The sequence below is a fragment of the Streptomyces sclerotialus genome, from assembly GCF_040907265.1.
Taxonomy (GTDB): domain Bacteria; phylum Actinomycetota; class Actinomycetes; order Streptomycetales; family Streptomycetaceae; genus Streptomyces; species Streptomyces sclerotialus.
This window is the reverse complement of the sequence record NZ_JBFOHP010000002.1, coordinates 992,687-1,018,031: the sequence shown is the minus strand read 5'-3', so window position 1 is coordinate 1,018,031 and position 25,345 is coordinate 992,687. Positions and strand designations below refer to the sequence as shown.

The 25,345-nt window shown below is 72.8% G+C and carries 19 protein-coding genes and 2 pseudogenes; 10 read left to right on the top strand and 11 right to left on the bottom strand.

The features are described from left to right. Positions 1-38: 38 nt before the first annotated feature. Positions 39-698, bottom strand: coding sequence for a GntR family transcriptional regulator (locus AAC944_RS04615; RefSeq protein ID WP_030611748.1), 660 nt, complete (start codon positions 696-698; stop codon positions 39-41). 93 nt (positions 699-791) lie between these two features. On the opposite strand from AAC944_RS04615, the gene glyA reads away from it, so the two are divergent. The 6 genes from glyA to AAC944_RS04585 all read left to right on the top strand — a co-directional run bounded on the left by glyA (position 792) and on the right by AAC944_RS04585 (position 8,477). After that, on the top strand, positions 792-2,090 hold the full coding sequence (gene glyA / locus AAC944_RS04610) for a serine hydroxymethyltransferase (RefSeq protein WP_368396862.1): 1,299 nt from the start codon (positions 792-794) through the stop codon (positions 2,088-2,090). Then, a complete protein-coding gene (locus tag AAC944_RS04605) occupies positions 2,087-3,307 on the top strand; it encodes a sarcosine oxidase subunit beta family protein (RefSeq protein WP_030611754.1) in 1,221 nt (406 codons plus the stop codon). Before glyA ends, AAC944_RS04605 begins: the two co-directional genes overlap by 4 nt. Positions 3,308-3,319: 12 nt before the next feature. Then, positions 3,320-3,616 (top strand): sarcosine oxidase subunit delta, encoded by a 297-nt coding sequence (locus AAC944_RS04600; RefSeq protein ID WP_030611756.1) that lies wholly within the window; start codon positions 3,320-3,322, stop codon positions 3,614-3,616. After that, positions 3,613-6,504 carry a sarcosine oxidase subunit alpha family protein gene (locus AAC944_RS04595; protein WP_030611760.1) on the top strand — a complete coding sequence of 964 codons (2,892 nt, stop codon included), beginning with the start codon at positions 3,613-3,615 and terminating at the stop codon, positions 6,502-6,504. The genes AAC944_RS04600 and AAC944_RS04595 overlap by 4 nt, the downstream gene beginning before the upstream one ends. Further along, on the top strand, positions 6,497-7,126 hold the full coding sequence (locus AAC944_RS04590) for a sarcosine oxidase subunit gamma (RefSeq protein ID WP_030611764.1): 630 nt from the start codon (positions 6,497-6,499) through the stop codon (positions 7,124-7,126). The genes AAC944_RS04595 and AAC944_RS04590 overlap by 8 nt, the downstream gene beginning before the upstream one ends. 172 nt (positions 7,127-7,298) lie before the next feature. Next, positions 7,299-8,477 (top strand): glycoside hydrolase family 6 protein, encoded by a 1,179-nt coding sequence (locus AAC944_RS04585; RefSeq protein WP_078888425.1) that lies wholly within the window; start codon positions 7,299-7,301, stop codon positions 8,475-8,477. Here AAC944_RS04585 and glxA read toward each other — a convergent pair. Both glxA and AAC944_RS04575 read right to left on the bottom strand, forming a co-directional pair. Further along, the gene (gene glxA, locus AAC944_RS04580) at positions 8,425-10,353 is read right to left on the bottom strand and encodes a radical copper oxidase GlxA (RefSeq protein WP_030611770.1); all 1,929 of its coding nucleotides are present in this window, start codon (positions 10,351-10,353) and stop codon (positions 8,425-8,427) included. The two genes, AAC944_RS04585 and glxA, sit on opposite strands and share 53 nt — an antisense overlap. 706 nt (positions 10,354-11,059) lie before the next feature. Beyond that, positions 11,060-12,841: pseudogene (locus tag AAC944_RS04575) on the bottom strand (glycosyltransferase family 2 protein); the annotation flags it as partial. A gap of 349 nt (positions 12,842-13,190) precedes the next feature. On the opposite strand from AAC944_RS04575, the gene AAC944_RS04570 reads away from it, so the two are divergent. Beyond that, positions 13,191-13,532 carry a chaplin gene (locus AAC944_RS04570; RefSeq protein ID WP_438272781.1) on the top strand — a complete coding sequence of 114 codons (342 nt, stop codon included), beginning with the start codon at positions 13,191-13,193 and terminating at the stop codon, positions 13,530-13,532. Between the two features lie 110 nt (positions 13,533-13,642). On the opposite strand, the gene AAC944_RS04565 is transcribed toward AAC944_RS04570, so the two are convergent. The 5 genes from AAC944_RS04565 to AAC944_RS04545 all read right to left on the bottom strand — a co-directional run bounded on the left by AAC944_RS04565 (position 13,643) and on the right by AAC944_RS04545 (position 19,739). After that, entirely contained in the window at positions 13,643-14,683 is a 1,041-nt protein-coding gene (locus AAC944_RS04565) for a 2-hydroxyacid dehydrogenase (RefSeq protein WP_030611779.1), read from the bottom strand. A gap of 61 nt (positions 14,684-14,744) precedes the next feature. After that, on the bottom strand, positions 14,745-15,371 hold the full coding sequence (locus tag AAC944_RS04560; RefSeq protein ID WP_030611783.1) for a histidine phosphatase family protein: 627 nt from the start codon (positions 15,369-15,371) through the stop codon (positions 14,745-14,747). After that, positions 15,368-16,876 (bottom strand): FGGY-family carbohydrate kinase, encoded by a 1,509-nt coding sequence (locus tag AAC944_RS04555; protein WP_030611785.1) that lies wholly within the window; start codon positions 16,874-16,876, stop codon positions 15,368-15,370. The genes AAC944_RS04560 and AAC944_RS04555 overlap by 4 nt, the downstream gene beginning before the upstream one ends. A 1-nt stretch (position 16,877) precedes the next feature. Further along, entirely contained in the window at positions 16,878-18,404 is a 1,527-nt protein-coding gene (locus AAC944_RS04550; RefSeq protein WP_051871571.1) for an FGGY family carbohydrate kinase, read from the bottom strand. Between the two features lie 3 nt (positions 18,405-18,407). Then, positions 18,408-19,739 (bottom strand): MFS transporter, encoded by a 1,332-nt coding sequence (locus tag AAC944_RS04545; RefSeq protein ID WP_368396858.1) that lies wholly within the window; start codon positions 19,737-19,739, stop codon positions 18,408-18,410. 321 nt (positions 19,740-20,060) lie between these two features. On the opposite strand from AAC944_RS04545, the gene AAC944_RS04540 reads away from it, so the two are divergent. Continuing rightward, positions 20,061-20,840 carry a DeoR/GlpR family DNA-binding transcription regulator gene (locus AAC944_RS04540; RefSeq protein ID WP_030611792.1) on the top strand — a complete coding sequence of 260 codons (780 nt, stop codon included), beginning with the start codon at positions 20,061-20,063 and terminating at the stop codon, positions 20,838-20,840. Here AAC944_RS04540 and AAC944_RS04535 read toward each other — a convergent pair. Beyond that, on the bottom strand, positions 20,827-21,798 hold the full coding sequence (locus AAC944_RS04535; RefSeq protein WP_030611793.1) for a DMT family transporter: 972 nt from the start codon (positions 21,796-21,798) through the stop codon (positions 20,827-20,829). The two genes, AAC944_RS04540 and AAC944_RS04535, sit on opposite strands and share 14 nt — an antisense overlap. A gap of 160 nt (positions 21,799-21,958) precedes the next feature. Between AAC944_RS04535 and AAC944_RS04530 the strand changes: the two genes are divergently transcribed. Then, positions 21,959-22,567, top strand: a complete 609-nt coding sequence (locus tag AAC944_RS04530; RefSeq protein WP_037771807.1) for a TetR/AcrR family transcriptional regulator — start codon at positions 21,959-21,961, stop codon at positions 22,565-22,567. On the opposite strand, the gene AAC944_RS04525 is transcribed toward AAC944_RS04530, so the two are convergent. Continuing rightward, positions 22,522-23,349 (bottom strand): GvpL/GvpF family gas vesicle protein, encoded by an 828-nt coding sequence (locus AAC944_RS04525; protein WP_051871573.1) that lies wholly within the window; start codon positions 23,347-23,349, stop codon positions 22,522-22,524. The genes AAC944_RS04530 and AAC944_RS04525 overlap by 46 nt on opposite strands. A 301-nt stretch (positions 23,350-23,650) precedes the next feature. On the opposite strand from AAC944_RS04525, the pseudogene AAC944_RS04520 reads away from it, so the two are divergent. Continuing rightward, positions 23,651-24,154 (top strand): annotated as a pseudogene (locus tag AAC944_RS04520) (Rv1733c family protein); the annotation flags it as partial. A 159-nt stretch (positions 24,155-24,313) separates the two neighbouring features. Here the strand turns inward: AAC944_RS04520 and AAC944_RS04515 are convergent. Then, on the bottom strand, positions 24,314-25,168 hold the full coding sequence (locus tag AAC944_RS04515) for a nucleotidyltransferase domain-containing protein (protein WP_051871574.1): 855 nt from the start codon (positions 25,166-25,168) through the stop codon (positions 24,314-24,316). Positions 25,169-25,345: the final 177 nt, after the last annotated feature.

The window sequence follows — 25,345 nt, the reverse complement described above, 5'->3', positions numbered from 1 at the left end:
CGAGTCCGTGCCCCCGGCCGGGGTCATGACACAGGCTCTCAGATGGCCGCGCGGATCGCCCGCTCGAAGCCCTCGACATGGCTGCGGGCCAGCTCGGCGGCCTTGTCCGGGTCGGCGGCCGTGATGGTGCGGATCAGTGGGCCGTGCTCGCCGATGTGGCCCGCCATGCCGGGCAGGCGGTCGACGAAGAGGCACCACACACGGGTGGCGAGGTTGTCGTACCGCACGAGGGTGTCCTCCAGGTACGGATTGTGCGTGGCGGCGTAGATCGCGCGGTGCACCGCCAGGTCCAGGCGCATCAGGCCGTCCGGGCCGTGGCCCTGCTCGTCGGCGCTCTCCAGCTCGCGCAGCAGGCCGGTCAGCCGGGTCCGGTCGCCGTCGGTGGCGCGCCGGGCCGCCTGCGCGGCGGCCATCGGCTCCAGCTGCCGGCGGACCTCGGAGATGTGCGCGAGGTCGGTGATGTTGACCTCGGTGGCGAAGGTGCCGCGGCGGGGGAACGTGGCGATCAGCCGCTCGTACTGGAGTCGTTTGAGCGCCTCGCGCACGGGGGTGCGGCCGAAGCCGAGGGACTGGGAGAGCTGGTCCTCGTTGATCGGGGCGCCGGGCCGGATGTCCAGCATGACCAGCCGGTCACGGATGGCGCGGTAGGCCTGCTCGGCGAGCGAGAGCTCCTCGGTACGCAATTCGGCAGCGCTCATGAAGGCACCTCTTGACCTGTTCTCCGGACTCCCATACCTTACCGCACAGCCTGATATATCAGTTGCTCTTCAACTGGATTCTAGGAGTGCGCCATGACAGCGAACCCTACGAACGCCCTTATCTCCCCGCTCGGCGCGCTCGACCCCGAGGTCGCGGCCGCTGTCGACGCCGAACTCCACCGTCAGCAGTCCACCCTCGAAATGATCGCGTCGGAGAACTTCGCTCCGGCCGCCGTCATGGAGGCCCAGGGCTCGGTCCTCACCAACAAGTACGCCGAGGGCTACCCGGGCCGCCGCTACTACGGCGGCTGCGAGCACGTCGACGTCGTCGAGCAGCTGGCCAGGGACCGGGTCAAGGAGCTCTTCGGGGCCGAGGCCGCCAACGTCCAGCCGCACTCCGGCGCGCAGGCCAACGCGGCCGCCATGTTCGCGCTGCTCCAGCCCGGTGACACCATCCTCGGCCTGGACCTCGCGCACGGCGGTCACCTCACCCACGGCATGCGCATCAACTTCTCCGGCAAGCTCTACAACGTCGTCCCGTACCACGTCAGCAAGGACGACCTGCGCATCGACATGGACGAGGTCGCGGCACTCGCCCGCGAACACCGGCCGAAGATGATCGTCGCGGGCTGGTCGGCCTACCCGCGCCAGCTGGACTTCGCCGCCTTCCGCCGGATCGCGGACGAGGTCGGCGCGTACCTGATGGTCGACATGGCGCACTTCGCCGGGCTCGTCGCCGCCGGGCTGCACCCCAGCCCCGTCCCGTACGCCGATGTCGTCACCACGACCACCCACAAGACGCTCGGCGGCCCGCGCGGCGGCGTGATCCTCTCCAAGGCGGCGCTCGCCAAGAAGATCAACTCGGCGGTCTTCCCCGGTCAGCAGGGCGGCCCGCTGGAGCATGTGATCGCCGCCAAGGCCGTGGCGTTCAAGGTCGCCGCCTCCGAGGAGTTCAAGGAACGGCAGCGGCGGACGCTGGAGGGTGCCCGCATCCTCGCCGGGCGGCTGCTCGCCGACGACGTCGCCGAGACCGGCGTCTCCGTCCTCACCGGCGGCACCGAGGTGCATCTCGTCCTCGTCGACCTGCGCGCCTCAGCGCTCGACGGGCAGCAGGGCGAGGACCGGCTGCACCGCATCGGCATCACCGTCAACCGCAACGCCGTCCCCTTCGACCCCCGCCCGCCGATGGTCTCCTCCGGCCTGCGCATCGGCACCCCGGCGCTCGCCACCCGCGGCTTCGGCCGGGAGGAGTTCCGCGAGGTCGCCGACATCATCGCGCAGACGCTCAAGGACGAGCCCGACGAGGAGCGGACCGCCGCGCTGCGCGGCCGCGTCACCGCGCTCGCGCAGAAGTTCCCCCTGTACCCGGGCCTGGACGGAGCCACCGTATGAGCACGACACCGCTGCCCGAGCACCCCGCCCACCTCTGGCGCAACCCCGAGCCCCGCTCCTCCTACGACGTGGTCATCGTGGGCGGCGGCGGACACGGCCTGGCCACCGCCTACTACCTCGCCACCGTCCACGGCATCACGAACGTCGCCGTCCTGGAGAAGGGCTGGCTCGCGGGCGGCAACATGGCCCGCAACACCACCATCATCCGCTCCAACTACCTCTGGGACGAGAGCGCGGGGATCTACGAGCACGCGCTCAAGCTGTGGGAGGGCCTGCCCGCCGAGCTGGACTACGACTTCCTGTTCAGCCAGCGCGGCGTCCTCAACCTCGCGCACACCCTCCAGGACGTACGCGAAGGCGTCCGCCGGGTGGGCGCCAACAAGCTCAACGGCGTGGACGCCGAGTGGCTGGGCCCGGAGGAGGTCGCGGAGGTCTGCCCGATCCTCAACGTCTCCCGCGACACCCGCTACCCCGTACTCGGCGGCACCTACCAGCCGCGGGCCGGCATCGCCAAGCACGACCACGTCGCCTGGGCGCTGGCCCGCCGCGCCGACGAACTGGGCGTCGACATCATCCAGCACTGCGAGGTCACCGGCTTCGTGAAGGACGGCGGCCGGGTCGTCGGCGTGGAGACCGACCGCGGCCGCATCAACGCCGGCCGGGTCGGCCTCGCGGCCGCCGGTCACAGCAGCGTCCTCGCCGAGAAGGCCGGTTTCCGCCTCCCGGTGCAGTCCCACCCCCTCCAGGCCCTGGTCTCCGAACTCCACGAACCGGTCCACCCGACCGTCGTGATGTCCAACCACGTGCACGTCTACGTCTCGCAGGCGCACAAGGGCGAGCTGGTGATGGGCGCGGGCGTCGACTCCTACAACGGGTACGGGCAGCGCGGCGCCTTCCACGTCATCGAGCAGCAGATGGCCGCCGCCGTCGAGCTCTTCCCCGTCTTCGCGCGGGCGCACGTGCTGCGCACCTGGGGCGGCATCGTCGACGTCACCCCCGACGCCTCGCCGATCATCTCCACCACACCGGTGGACGGCATGTACGTCAACTGCGGCTGGGGCACCGGCGGTTTCAAGGCCACCCCGGCCGCCGGCTGGACCTTCGCGCACACCATCGCGACCGGCTCCCCGCACCCGCTCAACGCCCCCTTCGCCCTCGACCGCTTCGTCACGGGCGCCCTGATCGACGAACACGGCGCCGCCGCCGTGGCCCACTGAGAGGACGGCACGGTGCTCCGACTGAACTGCCCATGGTGCGGTCCCCGCGACGAGACCGAATTCCACTACGGGGGCCAGGCCCACGTCCCCTACCCCGGTGACCCGCACGCGCTCGACGACCGGCAGTGGGCCGAGTACGTCTTCTACCGCGACAACCCCAAGGGTCCCTTCGCCGAGCGGTGGATGCACGCGACCGGCTGCCGCCGCTGGTTCAACGCCGTCCGCGACACCGCCACCTACCAGGTGCTGGCCACCTACCGGCTCGACGAGCCGCGCCCCGACGTCCTGTCCGAGGGAGGGACCCGATGACCGACCAGCACCGCCGCCTCCCCTACGGGGGCCGCGTCGACCGCGCCACCACGCTCCGCTTCACCGTCGACGGACGCGAACTGACCGGCCATCCGGGCGACACCGTCGCCTCCGCGCTGCTGGCCTCCGGCATCGTCGAGGCCGCGCCCTCGATCTACCGCGGCCGTCCCCGCGGCATCACCGCCGCCGGCGTCGAGGAGCCCAACGCGCTCCTCCAGCTCGCCGGGCCGTGCTCCGAGGGCATGCTCCCGGCCACCACCGTCGAGCTGTACGACGGCCTGGCCGCCACCACGCTCTCCGGCCAGGGGCGGCTCGACCCGACGCCCGACACGGCCGTCTACGACAAGAAGTACGTCCACACCGACGTCCTGGTCATCGGTGCCGGGCCGGCCGGACTCGCGGCCGCCGCCACCGCCTCGGCCACCGGCGCCCGGGTCGTCCTCCTCGACGAACAGCCGGAAGCCGGGGGCTCGTTGCTCTCCGGGCGCGGGCAGACGGTCGACGGCCGGGGCGCCCTCGCCTGGGTGCGGGAGACCCTGGCCGCGCTGGACGCGGCGCCTGAGACGACCGTGCTCACCCGCACCACCGCCTTCGGCTCGTACGACGACAACTACGTGCTCGCGGTGCAGCGCCGCACCGACCACCTCGGCTCCCAGGCGCCCGAGGGCGTCTCACGGCAGCGGCTGTGGCACATCAGGGCGGCGCGGGTCGTGCTGGCCACCGGCGCCCACGAACGGCCGCTGGTCTTCGCCGACAACGACCGCCCCGGCGTCATGCTCGCCTCCGCCGTCCGGACGTACGTCAACCGGTACGCCGTGGCCCCCGGCGCCCGCGTCGTCGTCGCCACCACCAACGACAGCGCCTACGAGACGGCGGCCGACCTCTACGCGGCCGGTGTCGAGGTGGCGGCGGTCGTCGACACCCGCACCGAACTAACCGACCTGGCGGGGGAGTTCGCCACGGAGACCGGTGTCGAGGTGCTGACCGGCAGCGTGGTGACCGGCACCGCCGGAGACCCGCGGCTGACCGGCGTCACCGTACGGGAGCCGGCGGAGGACGGGCGGCTGACCGGCCCCGCCCGGTCCTTCGACTGCGATCTGCTCGCGGTCTCCGGCGGCTGGAGTCCCGTCGTCCACCTGCACAGCCAGCGGCAGGGGAAGCTGCGCTGGGACGAGGGCCTGGCCGGCTTCGTGCCCGACGGCGCGGTGGGCGGCCAGCACCTCGCGGGCGCGGTGTGCGGGACGTACGGCCTGGCGGACTGCGTCGCGGACGGGGCGCGGGCCGGCGCACTGGCCGCCACGGAGGCGGGGTTCATGACCGCCGTGCCCGACGCGCGGACACCGGAACAGCCCGCGCCGGTACGCGCCGTCTGGCTCGTCCCTGGTGAGGGGGACGACCCGGGCGCCTGGGACACCCACTTCGTCGACCTCCAGCGGGACGTCACCGTCGCCGACGTGCGGCGCTCCACCGGGGCCGGGATGCGCGGCGCCGAGCACGTCAAGCGGTACACCTCGCTCGGCACCGCCAACGACCAGGGCAAGACCTCCGGCGTCAACGCCATCGGCGTCATCGGCGAGCTGCTGAAGGAGGGCAGCGCGCCCGTCTCGCCCGGTGACATCGGCACGACCACCTACCGCGCGCCCTACACCCCCGTCGCCTTCGCCGCCCTGGCCGGGCGCGAGCGCGGCGAGCTCTTCGACCCGGTGCGCCGGACCGCGGTCCACGACTGGCACGTCGAGCAGGGCGCGGAGTTCGAGGACGTCGGGCAGTGGAAGCGGCCGTGGTACTACCCGCGGCCCGGCGAGGACATGGCCGCCGCGGTGGAGCGCGAGTGCCGCGCGGCCCGCGAGGGCGTCGCCTTCATGGACGCCTCCACCCTCGGCAAGATCGAGATATGGGGAGCCGACGCCGGCGAATTCCTCAACCGGATCTACACCAACGGCTTCAAGAAGCTGAAGCCCGGCTTCGCGCGCTACGGCGTGATGTGCAAGCCGGACGGGATGATCTTCGATGACGGGGTGACCCTCCGGATCGCCGAGGACCGCTACTTCATGACCACCACGACCGGCAACGCCGCCGCCGTACTGGACTGGCTGGAGGAGTGGCTGCAGACCGAGTGGCCCGAGCTGGACGTCAAGTGCACCTCGGTCACCGAGGAGTGGACCACCGTCGCGGTCGTCGGCCCGAAGTCCCGCGACGTCATCGCGCAGGTGGCGCCCGGCCTGGACGTCTCCAACGACGCCTTCCCCTTCATGACCTTCCGCGAGACCACCCTCGCCTCCGGCGTGCCGGCCCGCATCTGCCGGATCTCCTTCTCCGGCGAGCTGGCCTTCGAGATCAACGTCTCGTCCTGGTACGGCAGGGCGGTCTGGGACGAGGTGCACGACGCGGGCCGCCCGTACGGCATCACCCCGTACGGCACCGAGACCATGCACGTGCTGCGGGCCGAGAAGGGCTTCATCATCGTCGGCCAGGACACCGACGGCACGGTCACCCCGCAGGACGCCGGGATGGACTGGGTGGTCTCCAAGCTGAAGGACTTCATCGGCAAGCGCTCCTTCACCCGTCCCGACACCGCACGCACCGACCGCAAGCACCTGGTCGGGCTGCTGCCCACCGACCGCACCACCCGGCTGCCCGAAGGCACCCAGCTCGTCGACCAGGGCGTCCCCGTGACGCCGGAGGCCGGCCCGGTCCCCATGCTCGGCCATGTCACCTCCGCCTACTACAGCCCGGCGCTCGGCCGCCCGTTCGGCCTGGCACTGGTGAAGTCGGGACGGGACCGGATCGGCGACACCCTGCTCGCCGTCGTCGGCGACGACCTCGTACCCGTCGAGGTGACCGGACCCGTCCTCTACGACCCCGAAGGGACCAAGCGCGATGGCTGAGCCGACCTTCACCGACACCGCCACCGGGCCGGCGGCGCTCCGCCGCAGCCCGCTCGCCCACCTCGCCGACCGCCTCCGGGAGGCCACGGTCACCGGGCGGCGCGGTGTCGCCGTCAGCGAGTGGCCGTACGCCACCATGGTGAGCCTGCGCGTCGAGCCGGGCTCGGCCGCCGCCGGGCGTATCGAGAAGTGTCTCGGCGCCGCGCTGCCCGCGTACTGCGGGGAGACGGCGCCGGCCGGACCGCGTACCACCCTGTGGCTCGGGCCCGACGAGTGGCTGGTGGTCGCGCCGCCCGGCGCGGCGCCGTTCACCGCCGAGCTCCACGAGGCGCTGGCGGGCGAGCCCGGCTCCGTCGTCGACGTCTCCGCCCACCGGACCGTCGTGGAACTGCGCGGCCCCGCCGCCCGGGACGTCCTCGACAAGGGCTGCCCGCTCGACCTGCACCCGAGTGTCTTCACCCCGGGCCAGGCGGTCACCACCCAGCTCGGACCGGTCCCCGTCATCCTCTGGCGGACCGCCGAGGACACCTACCGGCTGCTCCCGCGCTCCTCCTTCGCCGACCACCTGGCGCGCTGGCTGATCGACGCGATGGCCGAGTACGCCCGGCCGGAGGTGCCCTGACGGTGCGCCACTCGTGCGCGGCGCCCGCCTCGGCCGGGCAGTAAATACCACAAAAGGCGGTCATTCCGTGTCAGTCTGAAAGGGTATGACATGGAATGACCGTTCTGTGGGTCGACGCGCCGCGCGGGACGTACCGCGAAGGAAGGGGAACTGATGACTGGGCGGACGGCTTATGAGCCGGCGAACTGACCGGATGGGGGTGGCCCTGGGGGTGCTGCCGCTGCTCGGGCTGCTGACCGCCGCGTGCTGGGCAGCGGCACCCGAGGAGAAACCGCCGTCCGGGTTCTGGGTCGACCCGGACTCCGCGGGCGCCCGCAAGGCGCGGGTGCTGGCCGAGCGGGGCCGGGAGGCGGAGGCGGGCCTGCTGCGCCGCATCGCCGACCGGCCCGTGGCCGTCTGGCTCACCGAGGACGACCCCGCGCCCCGCGTGGCCCGCATCACCAAGGAAGCGGCCGGCGACGGCCAGGTGCCGGTCTTCGTCGCGTACAACATCCCGCAGCGGGACTGCAACCACTACTCGGCGGGCGGCGCCGGCAGCGACCGCGCCTACCGCCAGTGGGTCACCCGGCTGGCCGAGGGACTGGGCAGCCGCAAGGCGGTCGTCGTGCTGGAACCGGACGCGGTGCCGCACACCGTCGCCGGCTGCCGCAACCGCGCCCGCACCGACCGCATGGCACTGCTGGCCGAGGCGGTCGAGAAGCTCAAGGCGCGCCCCGGCGCTTCCGTCTACGTGGACGCGGGCAACGCCTCCTGGATCAAGGACATCGACGCGCTCGCCACGTACCTGACGTCGGCAGGCGTCAAGCGCGCCGACGGCTTCGCGCTCAACGTCTCCAACTTCCAGACCACCGAGGCCAGTCAGGTCTACGGCGACAAGCTCTCCCGGGCGCTCGGCGGCTCCCACTACGTGATCGACACCAGCCGCAACGGGAACGGGCCGCCCCCGGACACCCAGGACCACGAGACCGGCGCGGAGAACTGGTGCAACCCGCCCGACCGCGCGCTCGGCACACCGCCCACCACCCGCACCGGCCACCCCCTCGTGGACGCGTACCTGTGGGTCAAGCGGCCAGGGGAGTCGGACGGCACCTGCCGCGGCGGGCCGCCGGCCGGCCAGTGGTGGACCGACTACGCCCTGCAGCTGGTGCGCGGCGCCGTGGAGACCCCGCAGGCACCGCAGCCGCCACGGCGGCCGGAACCGGAGCCCCCGCAGCGGCCGTCGCCGGAGCCTCCGCAGCAGCCGGCACAGGAGCAGGCCGGCGCCGGAGCTGCCTCACCGGCGCCGGCCGCCTCCCCGGTCACTTCACGTGAACCCACTTCGCCTGCGACGGAGTCCCCCGCGCGTCCGTGAGGAAGAGCATGTACCAGCCCCGGGGCACCAGCGAATAGCTCTTGGGCACCTTCACCGACAGGGTCCCGCCGCGCCGCGTGAAGTCCAGCGCGACGGACCGCTGCTCCACGTCGGTGACATGGGTGACGGCGCTCGGGCGCATCAGCCGGACGGACCGCACCTTCCCGGCACCGGCCACGGTGAAGCGGGTCGTCCCGCCCCGCTCCACCTCGGCCGGGCCGTGCGCCGCCGCGGGCCGCGTCCGCGCGTAGAGGTACGGCGGCGTGTAGACCTCGATGCGCTTCTCGAACTCCCCGCCCCGGCTGTTCGCCCGGTCCGCGAAGAGCGGGTCCGAGCCGAAGACCGCGATCCGGCCGTCCGGCAGCAGCAGCGCCTCGGAGTGGTAGTTGCGGCCCACCGCCGGGTCGGCGACCCGGGTGAAGGCACGCGTGCGCGGGTCGAAGATCTGGGCCTTGTGGTTGTCGCTGGCGCCCTTGCCGCGGTAGTCGCCGGACCCGTTGCTGGTGAACACCTTGTCGTCCGGGGTGAGCACCGCGTTGAGGTAGCGGGTGCCCTCCGACAGCTCGGGTCCGTTCCGGTACCGCGGCTTCTTCTCCGTCAGGTCCACCAGCGCGGTGCGGCCGGTGGACCGCGGGGACTCGCCGACGCCGCCTCCGCCGAGGAGCATGACCTGCTGCTTCTGGGCGGGCGGCAGCAGCACGGACGCCGAGGTCTCGGTCAGGCCGGGCTGCGGCAGTCCCGGTACGGGGGTGAAGGTGTTCTTCTTCACGTTCCAGATGCCGGGCACGCGGCCCTTCTCGGCCGGGCCGTAGCCGGCGTTGGAACCGGAGTAGAAGAGCGTGCCGTCGCCGGTCAGGAAGAGCGCGGGGTAGGTCGGGAAGTAACGGTTCGGCCCCTTGGACCACTTGCGGGTCCTCGGGTCGTAGATCTCGTTCTTGCCCGGGATGATCTGACCCATGTCGTCCAGCCCGGACACCGCGAGGACCTTGCCGCTCTTGAGGGTCACCAGGGTCGGGTACCAGCGGGCCTCGCGCATCGGGTCGACGCGGAGGTACCGCTCGGCGACCGGGTCGAACTCGTACGCGTCCTTCAGCCCCTGGAAGTCCTTCTTGTCCAGGCCGAGCTTGGTCGCCAGCCCGTAGTGGTTACGGGCGTCCGCGCCCTTGAGCCCCTTGATGCTGTACTGCGCGGCCGCGTTGGTCACCCCGGCCTTCCCGCGCCGCACGGCCTCGACGAACACCCGCGCCTCGCGCGCCGTGACCCGCAGCTTGCCGCTCCCGTCGGGCGTGGCGCTCTTCTTGGCGCGCGGCACGACCACCGGGAACTGCGAGCGGTATTCGACGCCCTTCGGGCTGCGGAAGACGGTGCCCTTGGGCAGGGTCCTGGGCTTGTCGGGGTCCTCGTTCTTGACGACCATCAGGCCGCCGGCCCGGGTGACGTCGCCCTTGAGCTTCTCGTACCGGCGGGTGCCGCCCGCGACCAGCAGCTTGCCGCCGGGCAGTTGGGCGTGGCCGGCGCAGAACATGTCCTTGGGGGTGTGGATCTCCTTGAAGGTGTTCTTCACCGGGTCCCACAGCACGCTCTGGAAGGTGCCGGCGTCGAAGTTCTTCTCGTCGTTGCCGGAACCGGCGATCATCAGCACCTTGCCGGTGTGCAGCAGCGCGGCGTGGATGGAGTTGATCCGGTAGCGCTCCGGGACGTCGACCAGGTCCCAGTGGCCGTACCGTGCCTTGTAGGACGGCTGATTGATCTTGTACTCGTGGTACTTGTGCGAGGCATAGCCGATGACCGCCGGGGCGTTCATCGCGCCGACCGCACTCAGTGCGAGGGCACCGACCGCCATCTTGCGGGTGCGGGGGCTGGGTCTGAATCTCACGGTGGAAGCCTCCTGAGGGCGAGGCGGTCCGAGAGGACCAGAGAGAACGGGCGGGGTGCTGCACAGGGGGACGAGTGGGGGATCAGGGTGGCGTGGGCGCGTCGGCCGCGTCGGGACCGGGCAGGCCGCCCCCGGTGTCGGGACTCCGCAGGTACTCCGCCACCGCCCACCGGGACGAGGCGACCTGGACCAGGTCCTTCAGCCGCGAGGCCGACGGCCCGTAGCAGACGTAGTACGAGATCCCGTGCGGGTCGCCGCCGGACCGCCGGGCCAGCACCCAGTGCCCGTAACCGTCCTGCGCGGCCGGGCGGATCGTGACCCGCGCCCACGTGCAGTCGCGCGCGTCACAGGGGCCCGCCCGGCCCGGGACGCACTTCCACGCCTGCACGGGGAGGGCCGTGACCAGCGTGTCGACGCGGGCGTCCGCGCCGTCCCCGGTGTCCACCGTGTCGTTGCCGCCGAGGGCCAGCACGTACGGGACGCGGGACCGCTCCAGCCAGTCACGGAGCGGCTTGTCCCGCCCGTACGCCGCGTCGGCGGTGATCCAGGAGAACGGGGCCTCCGTGTCGAGTGCGTGCCGCACCAGCTCCCGGAAGCGCTCCGCCTCGCTCGCGGTGGCGGTCTCGTCCTCGTGCGTCGCGTGCCCGTCGTCGTCGGTCCCGAGCCGCCCGTCGTCGTCGGTCCCGAGCCGCCCGGCGGCGGGGACCGGCTCCGGGCGGGCCGGTGCCGGGCGCCGGGCGCGTCGCCGCTCGTACGCCAGCGAGACACGCCAGACGGCCGCCGGGGCGACGGCGGCCACCAGCGCGAGCGAGGCCCAGGTCCGCATGGCCACATGGGTGTTGCCGAGGAAGACCGAGGCCACCAGCGTCGCGGCGAACGCGCCGGCCCACACCAGGTGGGTGGTGAACGTCCGCAGCCGGTCCGGGTTGGCGGTGTCACCCTTCGAGGTGACGACGAAGCCGGCCTTCCGCCGCAGTACGGCGCCCGTCAGGGAGCGGGCGTACAGCGGCGCGGACATCGCGGACATCGCCATGCCCGCGATGCCCGAGGAGCCCTGCGGTTCGTGGGGACTGACGTTGTGCCGCCGGTTCCACAGGTACAGCCCGATCTGGAGGGCCGCGGCGTCGCTGTACAGCATCATCCACATCTCCGACTGGACCTGGACGCCGGAGGAGCCGAGGCACAGGAACAGCGCGCAGGACAGACCGCCGATGACCCAGTTGATCCCGGCGATCGGGTAGTACGTCACCATGAGCCCGTAGTTGAGGGCCTGGCCGGGGGAGAGGCGGAAGACCGCCCGCCAGAACTGCCGGAGGATCGTTTCGTAGGTGCCGCGGCTCCACCGCAGCTGCTGGTTGAAGAAGTCGGTCCAGGTGGCCGGGCCCTCGCCCACGGCCAGGACATCGGGGGTGTAGACCGAACGCCACGGGCGGCCGGTGGCGGGATTCCGCCGGCGGTGGATCTCCAGACCGGTGGCCATGTCCTCGGTGATGGAGTCGTAGAAACCGCCGGCCTGCCGCAGGGCGCTGATCCGGGAGCAGTTGTTGGTGCCGACGAACATCGGGGAGCCGTAGGCGTTCCCGGCTCGCTGAATCAGCGCATGGAAAAGGAACTGCTGGCTCTCCGAGGCCTTGGCGACCGTGCTGTCGTAGTTCCCGTACACCTGCGGGCCGACGACGAAAGCCACGTCCGGGTCCCGGAAAAAGCCCATCATGCGTTCCAGGTACGCGGGCAGCGGAACATGGTCCGTGTCCACGCCCGCCAGGAATTCATAGGCGTCGCCGTGGGCATCCAGCCAGGCATTGTAATTGCCGTGCTTGGTTCTCGCGCGGAACGGTCCGGACGGCTGATTCCATTTCTCCACGCCCTTGCGGGAGAAGTGCCGGACGCCCAGTTCCTCGCACAGCCGCCGTACTTCGGGGACGTTTCCCTCGTCCAGCAGCCAGACGTCCAGCGGCCCGTCGTGCCGCAGGGCGACGGCACCGGTCAGCGTCGCCCGGACCATCTCCAGGGGCTCCTTGCCGGGGACGAAGGTGGTCAGGAACGCCACCCGGGTGCCGGGCGCCGCACGGACCGGCACCGGGTCCCGGGCGACGAGCGTGGCGTGCGCGATGGAGACGACGTTCAGGACGCGGAAGGTCTCCAGCAGGCCGATGGAGACGAGCATGACCGTGTCGGCGAAGACCTGCCAGCCCGCTGCGTACTCGCGGTGCACCCAGTGCTGCGGCCGCATCAGCCAGATGAGCAGCGCCAGCGAGGCCAGCGGCGCGCAGGCCAGCAGCAGGGCCGTCAGCAGCCGGTGCGAACTGCTGCTCAGCAAGGACCGGTACCGCACCCGGTACGGCTCGGCACCGGATTCCGGCGTGGTCAGCGGACCGGCCAGCCGGCTGAATTTCTCGTAGTCGTAACGGGGGACGGACGGCGGGTCGCCGGCAGGGGAACGGATTCCGGCTTCTGTGCCCCCTTGCGCTGGTGCGGAACGGTCCATGACCGCCCCCGTCGGGTGGCCGCCGTGCTCATCCATGGCAGTTTTCCGCGAGAACGCCACGTTACCCCTCGTCACGTATGTCTTTATCAGATCGAACGGGCCACTAAAACGCTAAGCTAACAAACCTTCTGTATGGCGGTCGGTCAGCGTCCCCGCGGGCCCGCCCGAATGGCGGCGGGGGCCGGTCGGGGCAGCCCGGCGGCGGCGGTTTTCGATGCGTCCGAACAGGTGAAAAACCGATATCTCCGCAACTTCGGGTGCAGCTCGTCCGATCAAGAGGGGGAAGGGATGCGGCAGCACGGCCGCCTCTCACGCTTTTGCAGAAGAAAGGCCAGTTGTCATGTCACGAATGGCGAAGTTCACCGCTCTTACGGCTCTTGCGACCACCGCGCTCTTCGGCGGGGCGACCGCCGCCTCCGCGCACGGTGGCGGCGGTGGCGGCGCCTCCGCCGTGGGCGGCGCCGCGGGTTCCCCCGGTGTGCTGTCGGGCAATGTGCTCCAGGTTCCGGTCAGCGTCCCGATCAACGCCTGCGGTAACACCGTCGACATCATCGGCCTTCTGAACCCGGCCTTCGGCAACAGCTGCGCCGGCACCGTTCCGCAGCAGCAGAACCACAACAACCACCACCACAACAACCACCACAACAACCACCACCACAACCACCACAACAATCACCACAACGGGCGCTGAGGCAGCAGCACGGAGCCCCTCCCGTCCGGTGCTCCCAGCCCGGCACCGGACGGGACCAGCATTCGCGGGAGGGGCTTTCGAGGAAGGGGCTCTCAGAAGGGCAACCGTGCTCAGCGGCGCTCCAGTACCTCCGGGTTGGCGCAGTGGGACAGGGCCTCGCCGCGGACGAAGCGGCCCACTTCGGCTCCCACGATCCGGGCGGCCTTGTGGGCGACGCCCTGGCTGCCGCCCGCGATGTGCGGGGTGAGGACGACGCCGGGGGCGGTGAGCAGGGGCGACCCTGCGGGGACCGGCTCCTCGGGGAAGACGTCGAAGCCGGCGGCGGAGAGCCGGCCGGAGGCGAGCGCGTCACAGGCGGCGTCGTAGTCGAGCAGGGCGCCGCGGGCACAGTTGACCAGTACGGCCCCCTCGGGCATGAGGTCGAGCTGCTTCCGGCCGAGCATGCCGGTGGTCTCCTCGGTGACCCGGGCGTGCAGCGAGACGATGCGCGAGCGGCTCAGCAGCTCTTCCAGGGAGACCTGCTCGGCGATGCCCGCCAGCCGCTCCGGATCGGCGTACGGGTCGTGGACCAGCACCGTCGCGCCGAGCGCGAGCAGCACCTTGGCGACCCGGCTGCCGACCGCACCGAAGCCGACCAGCCCGACGGTCGCGCCCTCGATCTCGATGCCGCAGTTGTCGTAGTCGAAGTAGTCGCCCCGCCAGACGCCGCGTCGCAGGTCGGTGTGGACGTCGCCGAGGCCGCGGGCCGCGGCGAGGATGAGTGCCAGGGTGTGCTCCGCGGTGGCCACGGCGTTGCGGCCGGGCGCGTAGCAGACGGCGACGCCGTGCCGGGTGGCCGCTTCAAGGTTGGCGTTGACCGGGCCGCCACGGCTGGCGCAGAAGAGTTCCAGGTCGGGGCAGTGGGCGAGGATGCGTTCGGTGAGCGGGGCCAGCTGGGTGACGCAGACGCGGACGCCCTGGAGCGCCTCGATCATCTGGTCCTCGGTGCCGGAGGCCTCCTGGACCTCGGCGACCGGCCCGAAGGGGGTGTGCGGCCAGGGCAGCAGCAGTTCGCGGACCTCGGCGGCGCCGCCGGTCGCGGCGCCGACCTGTTCGGCGAGCAGACGGGGCAGGACGAAGTGGTCGCCCGCGGCGAGGACGGTGGTGGACATGTGGTTCGTTCTCCGTGGGTGCGAGGTACGGGGTGCGAGGTACCGAGGTACGGGGTACGGGTCAGTGGATGCCGGGAACGGGCACGGCACAGGGGGCGTTCAGACGCAGCAACGACGCCTGCCCGTCGCGGAGACGCAGTTCGGTGAGGGCGCCGTTCTCCAGCGCCGGGAAGACCGTGCGGTACGTACCGAGGGGAATGCCGAGCTCGCGGCAGAGCAGCAGACGGACGAGGGTGGAGTGGGCGACGACGAGGACACGCCCTTCGGGCAGTTCCCCGGCGAGGCCGGCGAGGCAGGCCGCGGCCCGCGCGGCGGCCCGCTCGGGGTCCTCGCCGCCGGGGAGGTGATGGGTGACGGGGTCGGCGAGGAACGCGTCCAGCCGCTCCGGGAACACCTCCCGCATCTCCGTCCGGGTGAGCCCGTCACCCCGCCCGAAGTCGACCTCCACCAGGCGCTCGTCGATGCGCGGTGTCAGGCCCAGGGCGTGCGCGGCCGGCTCGGCGGTGAGCCGGGCGCGGGAGAGCGGGGAGGAGACCACCGCGTCGATGCGGGCCCCGGCGGCCCAGGCGGCCAGCTCCGCCGCCTGCGCGTGGCCGCGTTCGGTGAGGGCGACGTCGGTGCGCCCGGCGTAGCGGTTCTCCGCGTGCCAGACGGTCTCGCCGTGGCGTACCAGAAGGAAGTCGGTCACTGCTGGGCCTTTCTGACGGCGTGCTCGGCCACGTCGGGGGCGAGCAGGCCGCGGTCGTTCAGCGCGGCCACGAACGCCAGGTAGGCGGGGACGAAGCGGGCGGTGCGGGCGGGATCTGGGCGGAGTTCGGCGCGGTCGCGGACCATCGCGGCGGCGGCCTCGGTGAGCGGGGTGCCGTCGGCGGTGGCGGCGAGCACGGCCATGCCGAGGGCGCCCTCGGCGTGTTCGGGCAGGGTGACGGTCCGGCCGAGCACGTCGGCGCGCAGCTGGTTCCAGTACGTATTGCGGGTGCCGCCGCCGGTGAGGGTGAGCGGCCCGTCGACCGGGGCGCCGAGGTGGTCGAGGTAGTCGAAGCAGAGCCGTTCGAGGCAGGCGACGCCGAGCAGGTGGGCGTGGAAGCGCTCCGCCTCGTCGGCCGGCTCGCCCAGCACGAACGGCCGCGCGTCGGGCGCCCGGAAGGGGAAACGCTCCCCGCCCGAACCGGCCAGTGGATACGCGACGGCGTCGTGGCCCCCGCGCGCCGCGGACGGGCCGCCGCGTACGGCCCGCTCGGTCAGGTCCGCCAGGTCCGCGCCCGGGAACTCGCGGGTCAGTGCGCCCGCGCCGCTGCTGGACGCGGCACCGGGCAGCCAGACGTCCCCCGGGCCGCGGTGGCAGTAGACGAGGCCGCCGGGGTCGCGGACCAGGCGCGGGCTGACGCCCTTGAGGACGAGCGTGGTGCCGAGGACGGAGTTCCACGCGCCGGGAGTGAGCGCGCCGGCCCCGATCTGCGCTGCGCAGCCGTCCGTCATGCCCGCGACGATCTGCACGCCTTCGGGGATGCCGGTGGCGCGCGCCGCGGCGGCGCACACCGTACCGAGCACGGTGCCGGGACGTACCACCTCCGGCAGCAGGGAGCCCGGCACGCCGAGCGCGGCGAGCTCCTTCTCCGGCCAGCACTCCGCGAGCAGGTGGTAGCCCGTCTTCAGGGCGTGGCCGGCGTCGCTCGCCACCTGGCGGCCCGCCAGCCGCCAGGTGATCAGGTCCACTTGGTGCAGCAACCGGGTCCCCGGGACGGTGGCGGCCGCGGAGTGCTCCAGCAGCCACAGCAGCTTCGGCAGTGCCCACGAAGGCTGCATGGCGTGGTAACCCAGCTCCTCCCACACCGTCGCGCCGGCCTCGTTGACCCGTACGGCCTGCGCTGCGGCGCGTCCGTCGTCGTACATCAGGCCGGGGGTGAGCGGGGTGCCGTCCGCGTCGGCGAGCAGGATCGTGCCGGACGTGCCGTCCAGGGCGAGGGCGGTCACCCGTGGCGGGTCGATGTCCGCGAAGGCTTCGCGGCAGGCCGCGGCCAGCGCGTGCCACCACTCCTCGGGGTCCTGCTCGTGCCGCGCGCCGGTACGGCTGCTGTGCAGCGGCCGGGAGGCGGCGGCGAGCACCCGGCCGCCGGCGTCCACGGCGACGGCGCGGGCGCTCTGGGTGCCCAGGTCGAGGCCGAGCCGTACGGGGTCGGGGTGGCGGGGCATGTCAGTTCTCCTCCTTCGGGGCGTACGGCTGCCGGTCCTTCGGGGCGTACGGCTGCCACCCGGCGTCGCGGGCCAGTGCGCGCCAGGACAGGAAGGCGGCGTACCGCTCGGTGTAGAGCGCGGCGCGCTCCGGGTCTGGCTCCCAGGCGGGGCCCATGTGGACGTACGTGTCGGCGGCGCGGTGCATGCTGGACTCGGCGCCGGTGAGGACGAGACCGGTGAGGAAGGCGCCCTTCGCGCCCAGTTCGGTGTCGGTGGAGCGGGTGGTGGGCACGCCCGTGACGTCCGCGATCAGGCCGCACCACGCGTCGCTCCGCGCCCCGCCGCCGCACAGCCGCAGTTCGCTGACCTCCGTACGGGAGGCGGTGAGCGCGTCGCGCAGGGTGAGTGAGAGCCCTTCGAGGACGCCGCGGGCGATGTCGGCCCGGGAGTGCTCCAGGCTCAGCCCCCAGAAGGTGCCGCGGGCGCGCGGGTCCAGGAAGGGCGCACGTTCGCCGGCGGGGGAGAGGTACGGCAGGAAGGCCAGGCCGTGGGCGCCGGGCGCGGAGCGGAACGCCTCGGCGCACAGTTCCGCCGCGCCGGAGAGGCCGAGCACCCCGGCGGTCCAGTTCAGGACCTCGGTGCCGGAGAGGGTGGGGAAGGCGCGGAGTACGCGTTCCCGGCCGCGGTAGGCGATGTTGATGCCGCTCGGCTCGCCGGTGGTGTCGACGGCCGTGCGGACCACCTCCGCGCAGAGCGTGGTGCCGAGGACGGCGCACGCCTGGCCTGGATTGACCACACCGATGCCGCGTGCGGTGGCGGCGATGTCGTACGGGGCCATGACGACGGGCAGCCCGGCGGGCACGCCGAGTTCGGCGGCGGCCGCCGTGGTGATCTCGGCGATGCGCCGGTCGTCGCCGACCACGTCGGGCAGCAGCCGCTCGGCCCACCGGAGCCCGAAGAGGTCGATGACCTCCTGGTCGTACGTGCCGGTCGCGTGGTCGAGGAAGGGCGCCGAGGCGTCCGACTCGTCGATCACCCGCTCGCCGGTGAGCCGGAGGAAGAGCCAGCCGGCGGCGGTGAGCGCGGTGGCGGAACGGGCCGGCCGCTCGGGGTCGTGCTCGGCGAACCAGGTGAGGAGCGCGTTCGGCAGGCCCGCGAAGGTGAGCGAGCCGTTGCGGCGGAAGGCGTCCGCCAGGACCCCGGCGCGCTGCCACTCGGTGACCGTGTCCGCGGCCCGTCCGTCGGACCACAGGACGGCGGGACCGGTGGGCCGGCCGTCCTCGTCCACCAGCCAGCAGCCGTCGCCCTGCGCCGTGAAGGTGACCAGCCACACCGGTGCGGCGCCCCGGTCCCGCACCGCGGCGAGCGCCTCCCGCACGGTGTGCACCACCGCGTCCCACACGGCGTCCATGTCCTGCTCGGCCCAGCCGGGATGCGGGCGGTCGACCTCGGTGGCGCGCCGGGCGACGGCCACCTCGTGGCCCCCGGCGTCGTAGACCACGGACTTGATCAGCGAGGTGCCGACGTCGATGGAGAGTACGGACACGGGTCACACTCCTTCGGAGGCGCCGACGGCGGCCGGGGCGGACGGGACGGAGGGCCGGGCGTCGCGTTCGGCGGGCGTCCGCAGCCACAGGGCCAGCACCCCGCTCAGCGCGTACAGACCGGCGAAGATCCAGATGACGCCCTGCACACCGAGCGGCCCGAGGAAGACCGCGACCAGGGCCGGGCCGACGAACGTACTGGCACCGGCGCCCAGATTGAGGGCCGCCATCGCCTGGCCCTTGTGCGCGGGGGCGAGCGACGGCATCAGCGCGGAGAGCGGCACGTACCCGGCCAGCGTCGCGCCGAACAGGCCGGCCACCAGCAGGCACAGCGCGTACTGCCCGCCCAGCACGGTCGGCACGTAGTACAGCAGCAGCGAGGTGACCGTGCAGCCGAAGCCGCCGCACCAGGCGACCGTGCGCCGCCAGCCGATCCGGTCCCCGAGCACACCGAAGACCAGGTTGAAGACGATGTTGACCGCGAACATCACGGACAGCAGGCGCAGCCACTGCGACAGGCTCAGCCCGACGGTCTGCGTGAAGAACGCCGGCAGGCAGACCAGGAAGCCGAACTCCGGCACCGTATTGATCATGCGGACGACGGCCCCGGCACCGATCCGCGGATTGCGCCCCAGCAGCGCCAGGCTGCCGAAGAGCGTGGCCAGCGGCCGTTCACCGGCCGGGGCCAGCCGCGCGAAACCGGTCCGCTCGCGGACGAGCAGCAACGCGATCAGCCCGCCGAGGACGACCAGGCCGAGCGAGAACCACAGGGTGCGGTAGGCCCCGATCTGCGGGACGAGGAAGCTCGCGGTGAGCGAACCGAGCGTCGGCAGCCCGCCGGTGAAGGCGAACCAGAACCAGCCGACGGCCGTGCCGAGCCGCTTCTCCGGTGCCGTCGCCGCGATCCACACCAGGAAGCCGAAGGCGAAGAGCGGATAGCCGATGCCGCGCAGGCCGTAGCTGAGGAGCAGCAGCGGATAGTTCATCGAGGGCACCGCGATCGCCAGCATGAGCACCTGGAAGCCGATCCAGGCACCGAACCCCGCCATCATGACCCGGCGCGGTCCCCACAGGTCCGACAGCGCGCCGGACAGCCACGCGGCGACGGACGCCGTGATGCCGTACACCGTGAACAGCATCGCCACCCGCTGCGCGGACAGGCCCTGTTCCACGAGGTACGGCGAAAGGTACCCGGACTCGACACCGTCACCGATCATGAAGACGAGCACGCCGAGGAATCCCCAGGCCAGCCCGCGCGGGATGCCGAGCCGGTCGGTCCAGGCAGGCCGCCGCTCCGCGTACGGCGGCCCGGTCGGTGGGGGAGCGTCACTGGCCACGAGGCACCTCTTCCGGTGGTACGGGGCGGCCGCGCCCCTGACCGACGCCGCCGGGCCCCTTCGGCGTCGATGCAACGCGGGCCGCGCGGCGCCGGTCAACGGCCGCTGCCGGACCTCTCGCGGACCCGGGCGGCCGCCGCGTGAAAACGGCCGGCGGCGGAGTGCCCTACCGCGGGCTTAACATGACGGCAATGCGACGTGAGCTCGGCATTCCCGCGCTGACCTGGGGCGGGGGAGCGGCTCCGCCGTGTGAGATCCGAGTGAAGTTCACGAGAGGTTCCCGCAGTGACCGAGGACGACGGCAGCGCGCCCGGTGGCGCCGTGCGGCGGGCGGACGTCCAGCAGGAGCGGCGGCAGCGCATCCGCGAACAGGTCGCCGCCGAGGGCTTCGTGCGCACCGCGGAGCTCGCGCGGGAGTACGCGGTCAGCATCATGACGATCCACCGCGACCTCGACGTCCTCCAGTCGCAGGGCTGGTTGCGGAAGGTGCGGGGCGGCGCCTCCTCGCTGCCCTCGCTGCTCTTCCACGGCGATCTCAGCGAGCGCATGCACGCCATGAACGCGACCAAACACCGGCTCGCCAGGGCCGCACTGCGGATGCTCGCCCCCGGCCAGGCAGTCATGATCGACGAGTCCACGACCTGCCTCGCGCTGGCCCAGCACCTCACCGAACGCGCCCCGCTCACCGTGATCAGCAACTTCCTGCCGGTCATCAAGCTGCTGGCGGGGGAGCCCGGCATCAGCCTCCTCGCCCTGGGCGGCTCCTACTACCCGGCGTACGACGCGTTCCTCGGCCCGCACACCGCCGAGTCGGTCCGCTCCTTCCGCGCGGACGTGCTGTTCATGTCCACCACGGCCGTCACCGGCGACACCTGTTACCACCAGTCGCAGGAGACGGTGCAGGTCAAGCGGGCGCTGATGAACCGGGCCGGGCGCCGGGTGCTGCTCGTGGACCACACCAAGTTCACCCGCCAGGGCATCTACGCGCTGGCCCCGCTCACCGACTTCGACACCGTCCTCGTCGACGACGCCCTGCCGGTCGCCGAACTGCGCCGGATGCGGGACCTCGGCGTGCCGGTGACGACCGTCAGCGGCGGGTAGCCCCGAGGCGGCGCACGGCCCCCGCAGCGGGGCCGGGCGCCCGGCGCCGCACCTGGCGCGGGGCCGCCGCCCGGTCGGCGGCGCCCCGCTGCACCACGACGACCGCGACGAGCCCGAGCGCGAGGCCGGCGGCGGTCCGCAGGGAGAACGGCTCGCCGAACATCAGGGCGCCCCAGACCGCCGTGACCGGCGCCATCAGGAACATCAGGGTGTTGACGGCGGTGACGCCCCGGCGGCGCAGGACCAGCCAGTACAGCCCGTACCCGCCGAACGTCGCGAACGCCACGAGCCAGCCGATCGCGAGCCAGAACGACGCCTCGGGCGGCGGCGCAGCGGCACCCGTGCACAGCGCCAGAACGGTGAAGACGACCGCGCTGGCGGTGCAGTGCACGGTCAGCGGGACGGACGGCGCGACGCGGGTGCGGGACCGGCTCTCCAGGAAGGTGGCGGCGACCAGCGCCAGCATGCCGAGGAACGGCACGGCGTACGCCCACCAGGGCACGCCCCCGGCAGGGCCGCCGGGCGTACCGCCGGACGTCGCGTCCGCCAGGGTGACCACGGCGACGCCGGCCACGCCCAGCCCGAGTCCCAGCCACTGCCGCCGCGAGACGTACTGGTGCAGCAGCGGCCCGGCCAGCGCCCCCGCGACCAGCGGCTGCACGCCGTCGATCAGGGCGGTGGTACCGCTGGAGACGCCCAGCTGGATGGCCGCGTAGACGCTCAGCAGATAGCCGCTCTGCGAGAGCACGCCGATCACCGACTGGCGGGCCAGGTCGCGCACGGTGAGCCCCCGCCACGCGGCCCGGCGCATCACGGCGACCGCCACCAGTACCACGGCGAGCGGCAGGAAACGCCACATCAGGATCGTGACCGCCCCGGCGCTCCCCGCGCCGAGCTTGGCGCCGATGAAGCCGGAGCTCCAGGTGAGCACGAAAGCGGCCGAGAGGAGGAAGTTCATACGGGCCCCCGGAAGACAGCTGGACAGGGCAGCTGCATACCGACAGGTATACAGAACGGTTTACTCGCTGCTTCGACCGTACTATACAGATCGGTATAGTGGGGGCGTGGGTACGGACGAGAACACGACGGACGCAGCGGCGCCGGCCGAGCGGATCCCCATGACGCCCGGCGCGCGGCGGGTACGCGACGCCGCGGCGCGGCTGTTCTACGAGCGCGGCATCCATGCCGTGGGGGTGGACCTCATCGCGGCCGAGGCCGGGGTCACCAAGAAGACGCTCTACGACCGGTTCGGATCCAAGGACCGGATCGTCGTGGAGTACCTCGCGGACCGGGACGAACGCTGGCGGACGTTCCTCGACGGCCGGCTCGGGGAGGCGCCGCCCGACCCCGCGGCACGGATCCTGGCGGTCTTCGACGCGTCACGGGAATGGGCGGGCGAGCACAGCAGACGCGGCTGCAGCATGGTCAACGCGCACGCCGAGATCACCGACCCGGCCCACCCCGCGTACGCGGTGATCAGCTGCCAGAAGGCCTGGATGCTGGAGCTGTTCACCGGGCTCGCGCGGCAGCTCGACCCCGGCGGGGCCGAGGAACGGGGACGCACGCTGATGCTGCTGCACGAGGGCGCCCTCGTCACGCACGGCATGGGCGTCTTCCCCGACGCACTCGGCCACGCCCGCCGTCAGGCGGCGGCACTGCTGGCCGGAACGGCCCGCGGGGCTCAGTCCGGCAGGTCGGGCAGCCGGCCCGGGTCGGCGAAGGAGTAGGGGGCCCAGGGGCCGGTCAGCTCGATGTGCAGCTCGGGGGAGCGGGCGACCAGGCCGCCGACCGTTTCGGCGAACGCGCCGGCCTCCTCACGGGGCACCAGGTACGCACTGTCGAGCAGGTTCCGGCCGTGCGGGTACGGGGCACCGGCGATCGGGGAGGTCCAGTAGGCGGAGGTGGCGCAGGCGGCGGCCATGCCGGACGGACAGGCGTCCTGCGGGTGGTGCACCCGGCTGCACTCGGCGGCGTCCGCCAGCGCATGGTGCGCCGCGCGCGCCAGCCCGTCCGCCGACCCGACGGTGCCGCCCGCCGTGGCCCCGCCGGAGCCCGCGGCACCGTCGGGCTCCGCATCGTCCGCGTACGCCTTCACGCCCCACTCCAGCCGTCCGTCCAGCCGGGTCAGCAGCCGCCGGTACAGGTCGGCACGGTCGGCGAGCGCCCGGCGTACCTGTTCCACGTCGCGGTGGACCGTACCGAGGCGCAGCGGCAGCACACACACCGTGGCGGCCGCCTCGTCGACGACCCTGCGATGGGCCTCGGCGGCGGCCTGCGCGGACAGGACGGAGACATCAGCACGGGAGTCCCCCGGGGCGTCCGGGGGACCGCACGCCCCGCGAGGCCCGTAAGGGGCGGACACCAGTGCGGCCAGCGGCCCTTCCGCCACCACGAGAACGGCGCCGCCGCCGACCCCGGTGAGCCCCGGTCGCGGCCGGAACCCGCTGCGGACGATGCCGTGGACATGGACCGGGCCCGCGCGGGGGCCTGTATCGGAATGCGGGGTCACGCCACCGCCCTCTCCGTACGCTCTCGCGTTCGAACGTTCTCCCGTTCGAATCTCTGGCGGTACGAGTACCGGCGTACCGCCCCAGCAAACCCGCCCACCGAGCGAAGGCGCGGCCCGCGCGGGGACGGGCTAGCCTGCTGACAGGGCCACTCAGCGGCCGAAACGCGAGCAACAACGCACTCGTACGCGCAGTCCCCCGCATTCCCACCGGTACCTTCCACCGAATGGGGGTAGCCGGACCACAGGGACACGGGGGAACGGGGAGCAGAGGGAGCGGAGCGAGCCGAGGGAGGCGGCAGCCATGCAGCACATCGGCGGGCGATGGCGGTGGCGGCGGTGCCCGCTGCGCCGCAGGTGGGACGTGTGGGACGCCTGGCTCGGCCTGGTGACGGCCCTGGCCCTGCTCCTCGGCGTACCGGCCGTCGGCCTCTCCGCCGGCCTCGCCACCTACGGCGCGCAGCGCGTGGAGCGCGCCGAACAGCTCGCGGACCGCCGGACGCTGACCGGCCGTCTGCTGGAAGCCGTCCCGGCCGACCCGTCCGCCACCGGCTTCGCCGCGGGCATCGACCAGGTGCCCGCCAAGGTCCGCTGGACCGGGCCCGACGGCCGCCGGCACACCGGCACCGTGAAAGTCGACCCCGGCACCCGCAAGGGCGCGGCCGTCACCGTCTGGACCTACCACGACGGGCGGCTCGCCGACGCACCCATGACCACCGCCCAGGCCGCGGACGACGGCGTCGCCGCCGGCCTCGGCACCGGCATGGCACTCGGCCTGGCCATACTGGCCGTCCGCTGGGGCGGCCGCCGCTACCTGGACCACGCACGCCTCGCGGACTGGGAACGCGAATGGGCACAGATAGGCCCGCGATGGGGACGCAACCCCATCTGACCCCCGCACCGCCGCACCCCACGCCTCCCGCACACCGCCGCACCCCACGACGGCCCACCCCCCGGACCACCCGGCCTACGCGCCCCCGGCCAGCAGCCCCGCGATCTCCTCGTGCAGCCCCGCCGGAAACTCCGTACCCCACCGCCCGGCCGCCTCCGCCACGAGCTCACGGCTCCACCGCCAGCTCGCCTCCGCCGCCGACCGCAGCTCCTCAGGGCGCGCGGCACACGTCGTCGCCGTGTACCGCGCCACATCCGCCGCGGGCAGATCCGCCTCCAGCGCCCGGCTCGGAGTCAGCCAGTGACCCGTCGAGCCGCGCAACAGCCGGCACAGCTGGAGCTGCTGCGGAGCGATGATCGTCTGCAGCAGGGCATGACCACGGGCCGTCTCCCCGCGCGCCAGCACATGCCCCAGCATCAGCGTCCAGTTCGCCAGCTCGTCCGCACACCCCTGCGCCGTCGCGACCGGCTCCGGCGGCCGGAAATCCTGGAGCGTACGCGCCGCCTCGGTCAGCCGCCCGGACCGGTCGAGCAGCACGGCCGCCCCGGGATCCGGCAGGTGCACCATCCCCCGCCAGCCACGCACCTCCTCGACACCACGCCCGGCCGGCTCGAAGTGGAACTCACCGCGCATCAGATCGGCGAAGACCACGGCGAGGATGCCGTACATGTTCGTGTACGCCAGCGACACCGGCGCCAGCCGCTCGACGAACTCCCGCCCGTCGAAAGCGGCCGGCTCCGCGTCCGCCACGTACACATACGCATCGAGATCCGAGTGCTCGTCCGCCTCGCCGACCGTCCACGACCCGTACAACAGCACCCCCGCCACCCGCGGATCGGCCTCCGCCACCTCCCGCAGCCGCGCGACGCGCGCCGCCAGCCGGACCGGCCGGGACCGTTCCGACCCTCGCTCAGCAACGCCGAAAGACACCTCAACACCTCCTGGAACGACAACCGCCGCCACCCTAGGGACCGGCCTGCGCCACCCGCGAGGCAATAACGACGCGCACCGCCGACACCGCACGGACCGGCCCGGCACACCCCCGCTCGCTATCCTGGGAACGGCGCGGTGAGATGTTCCGGCCCGGCGGTCCACCGCGGGAGGCAC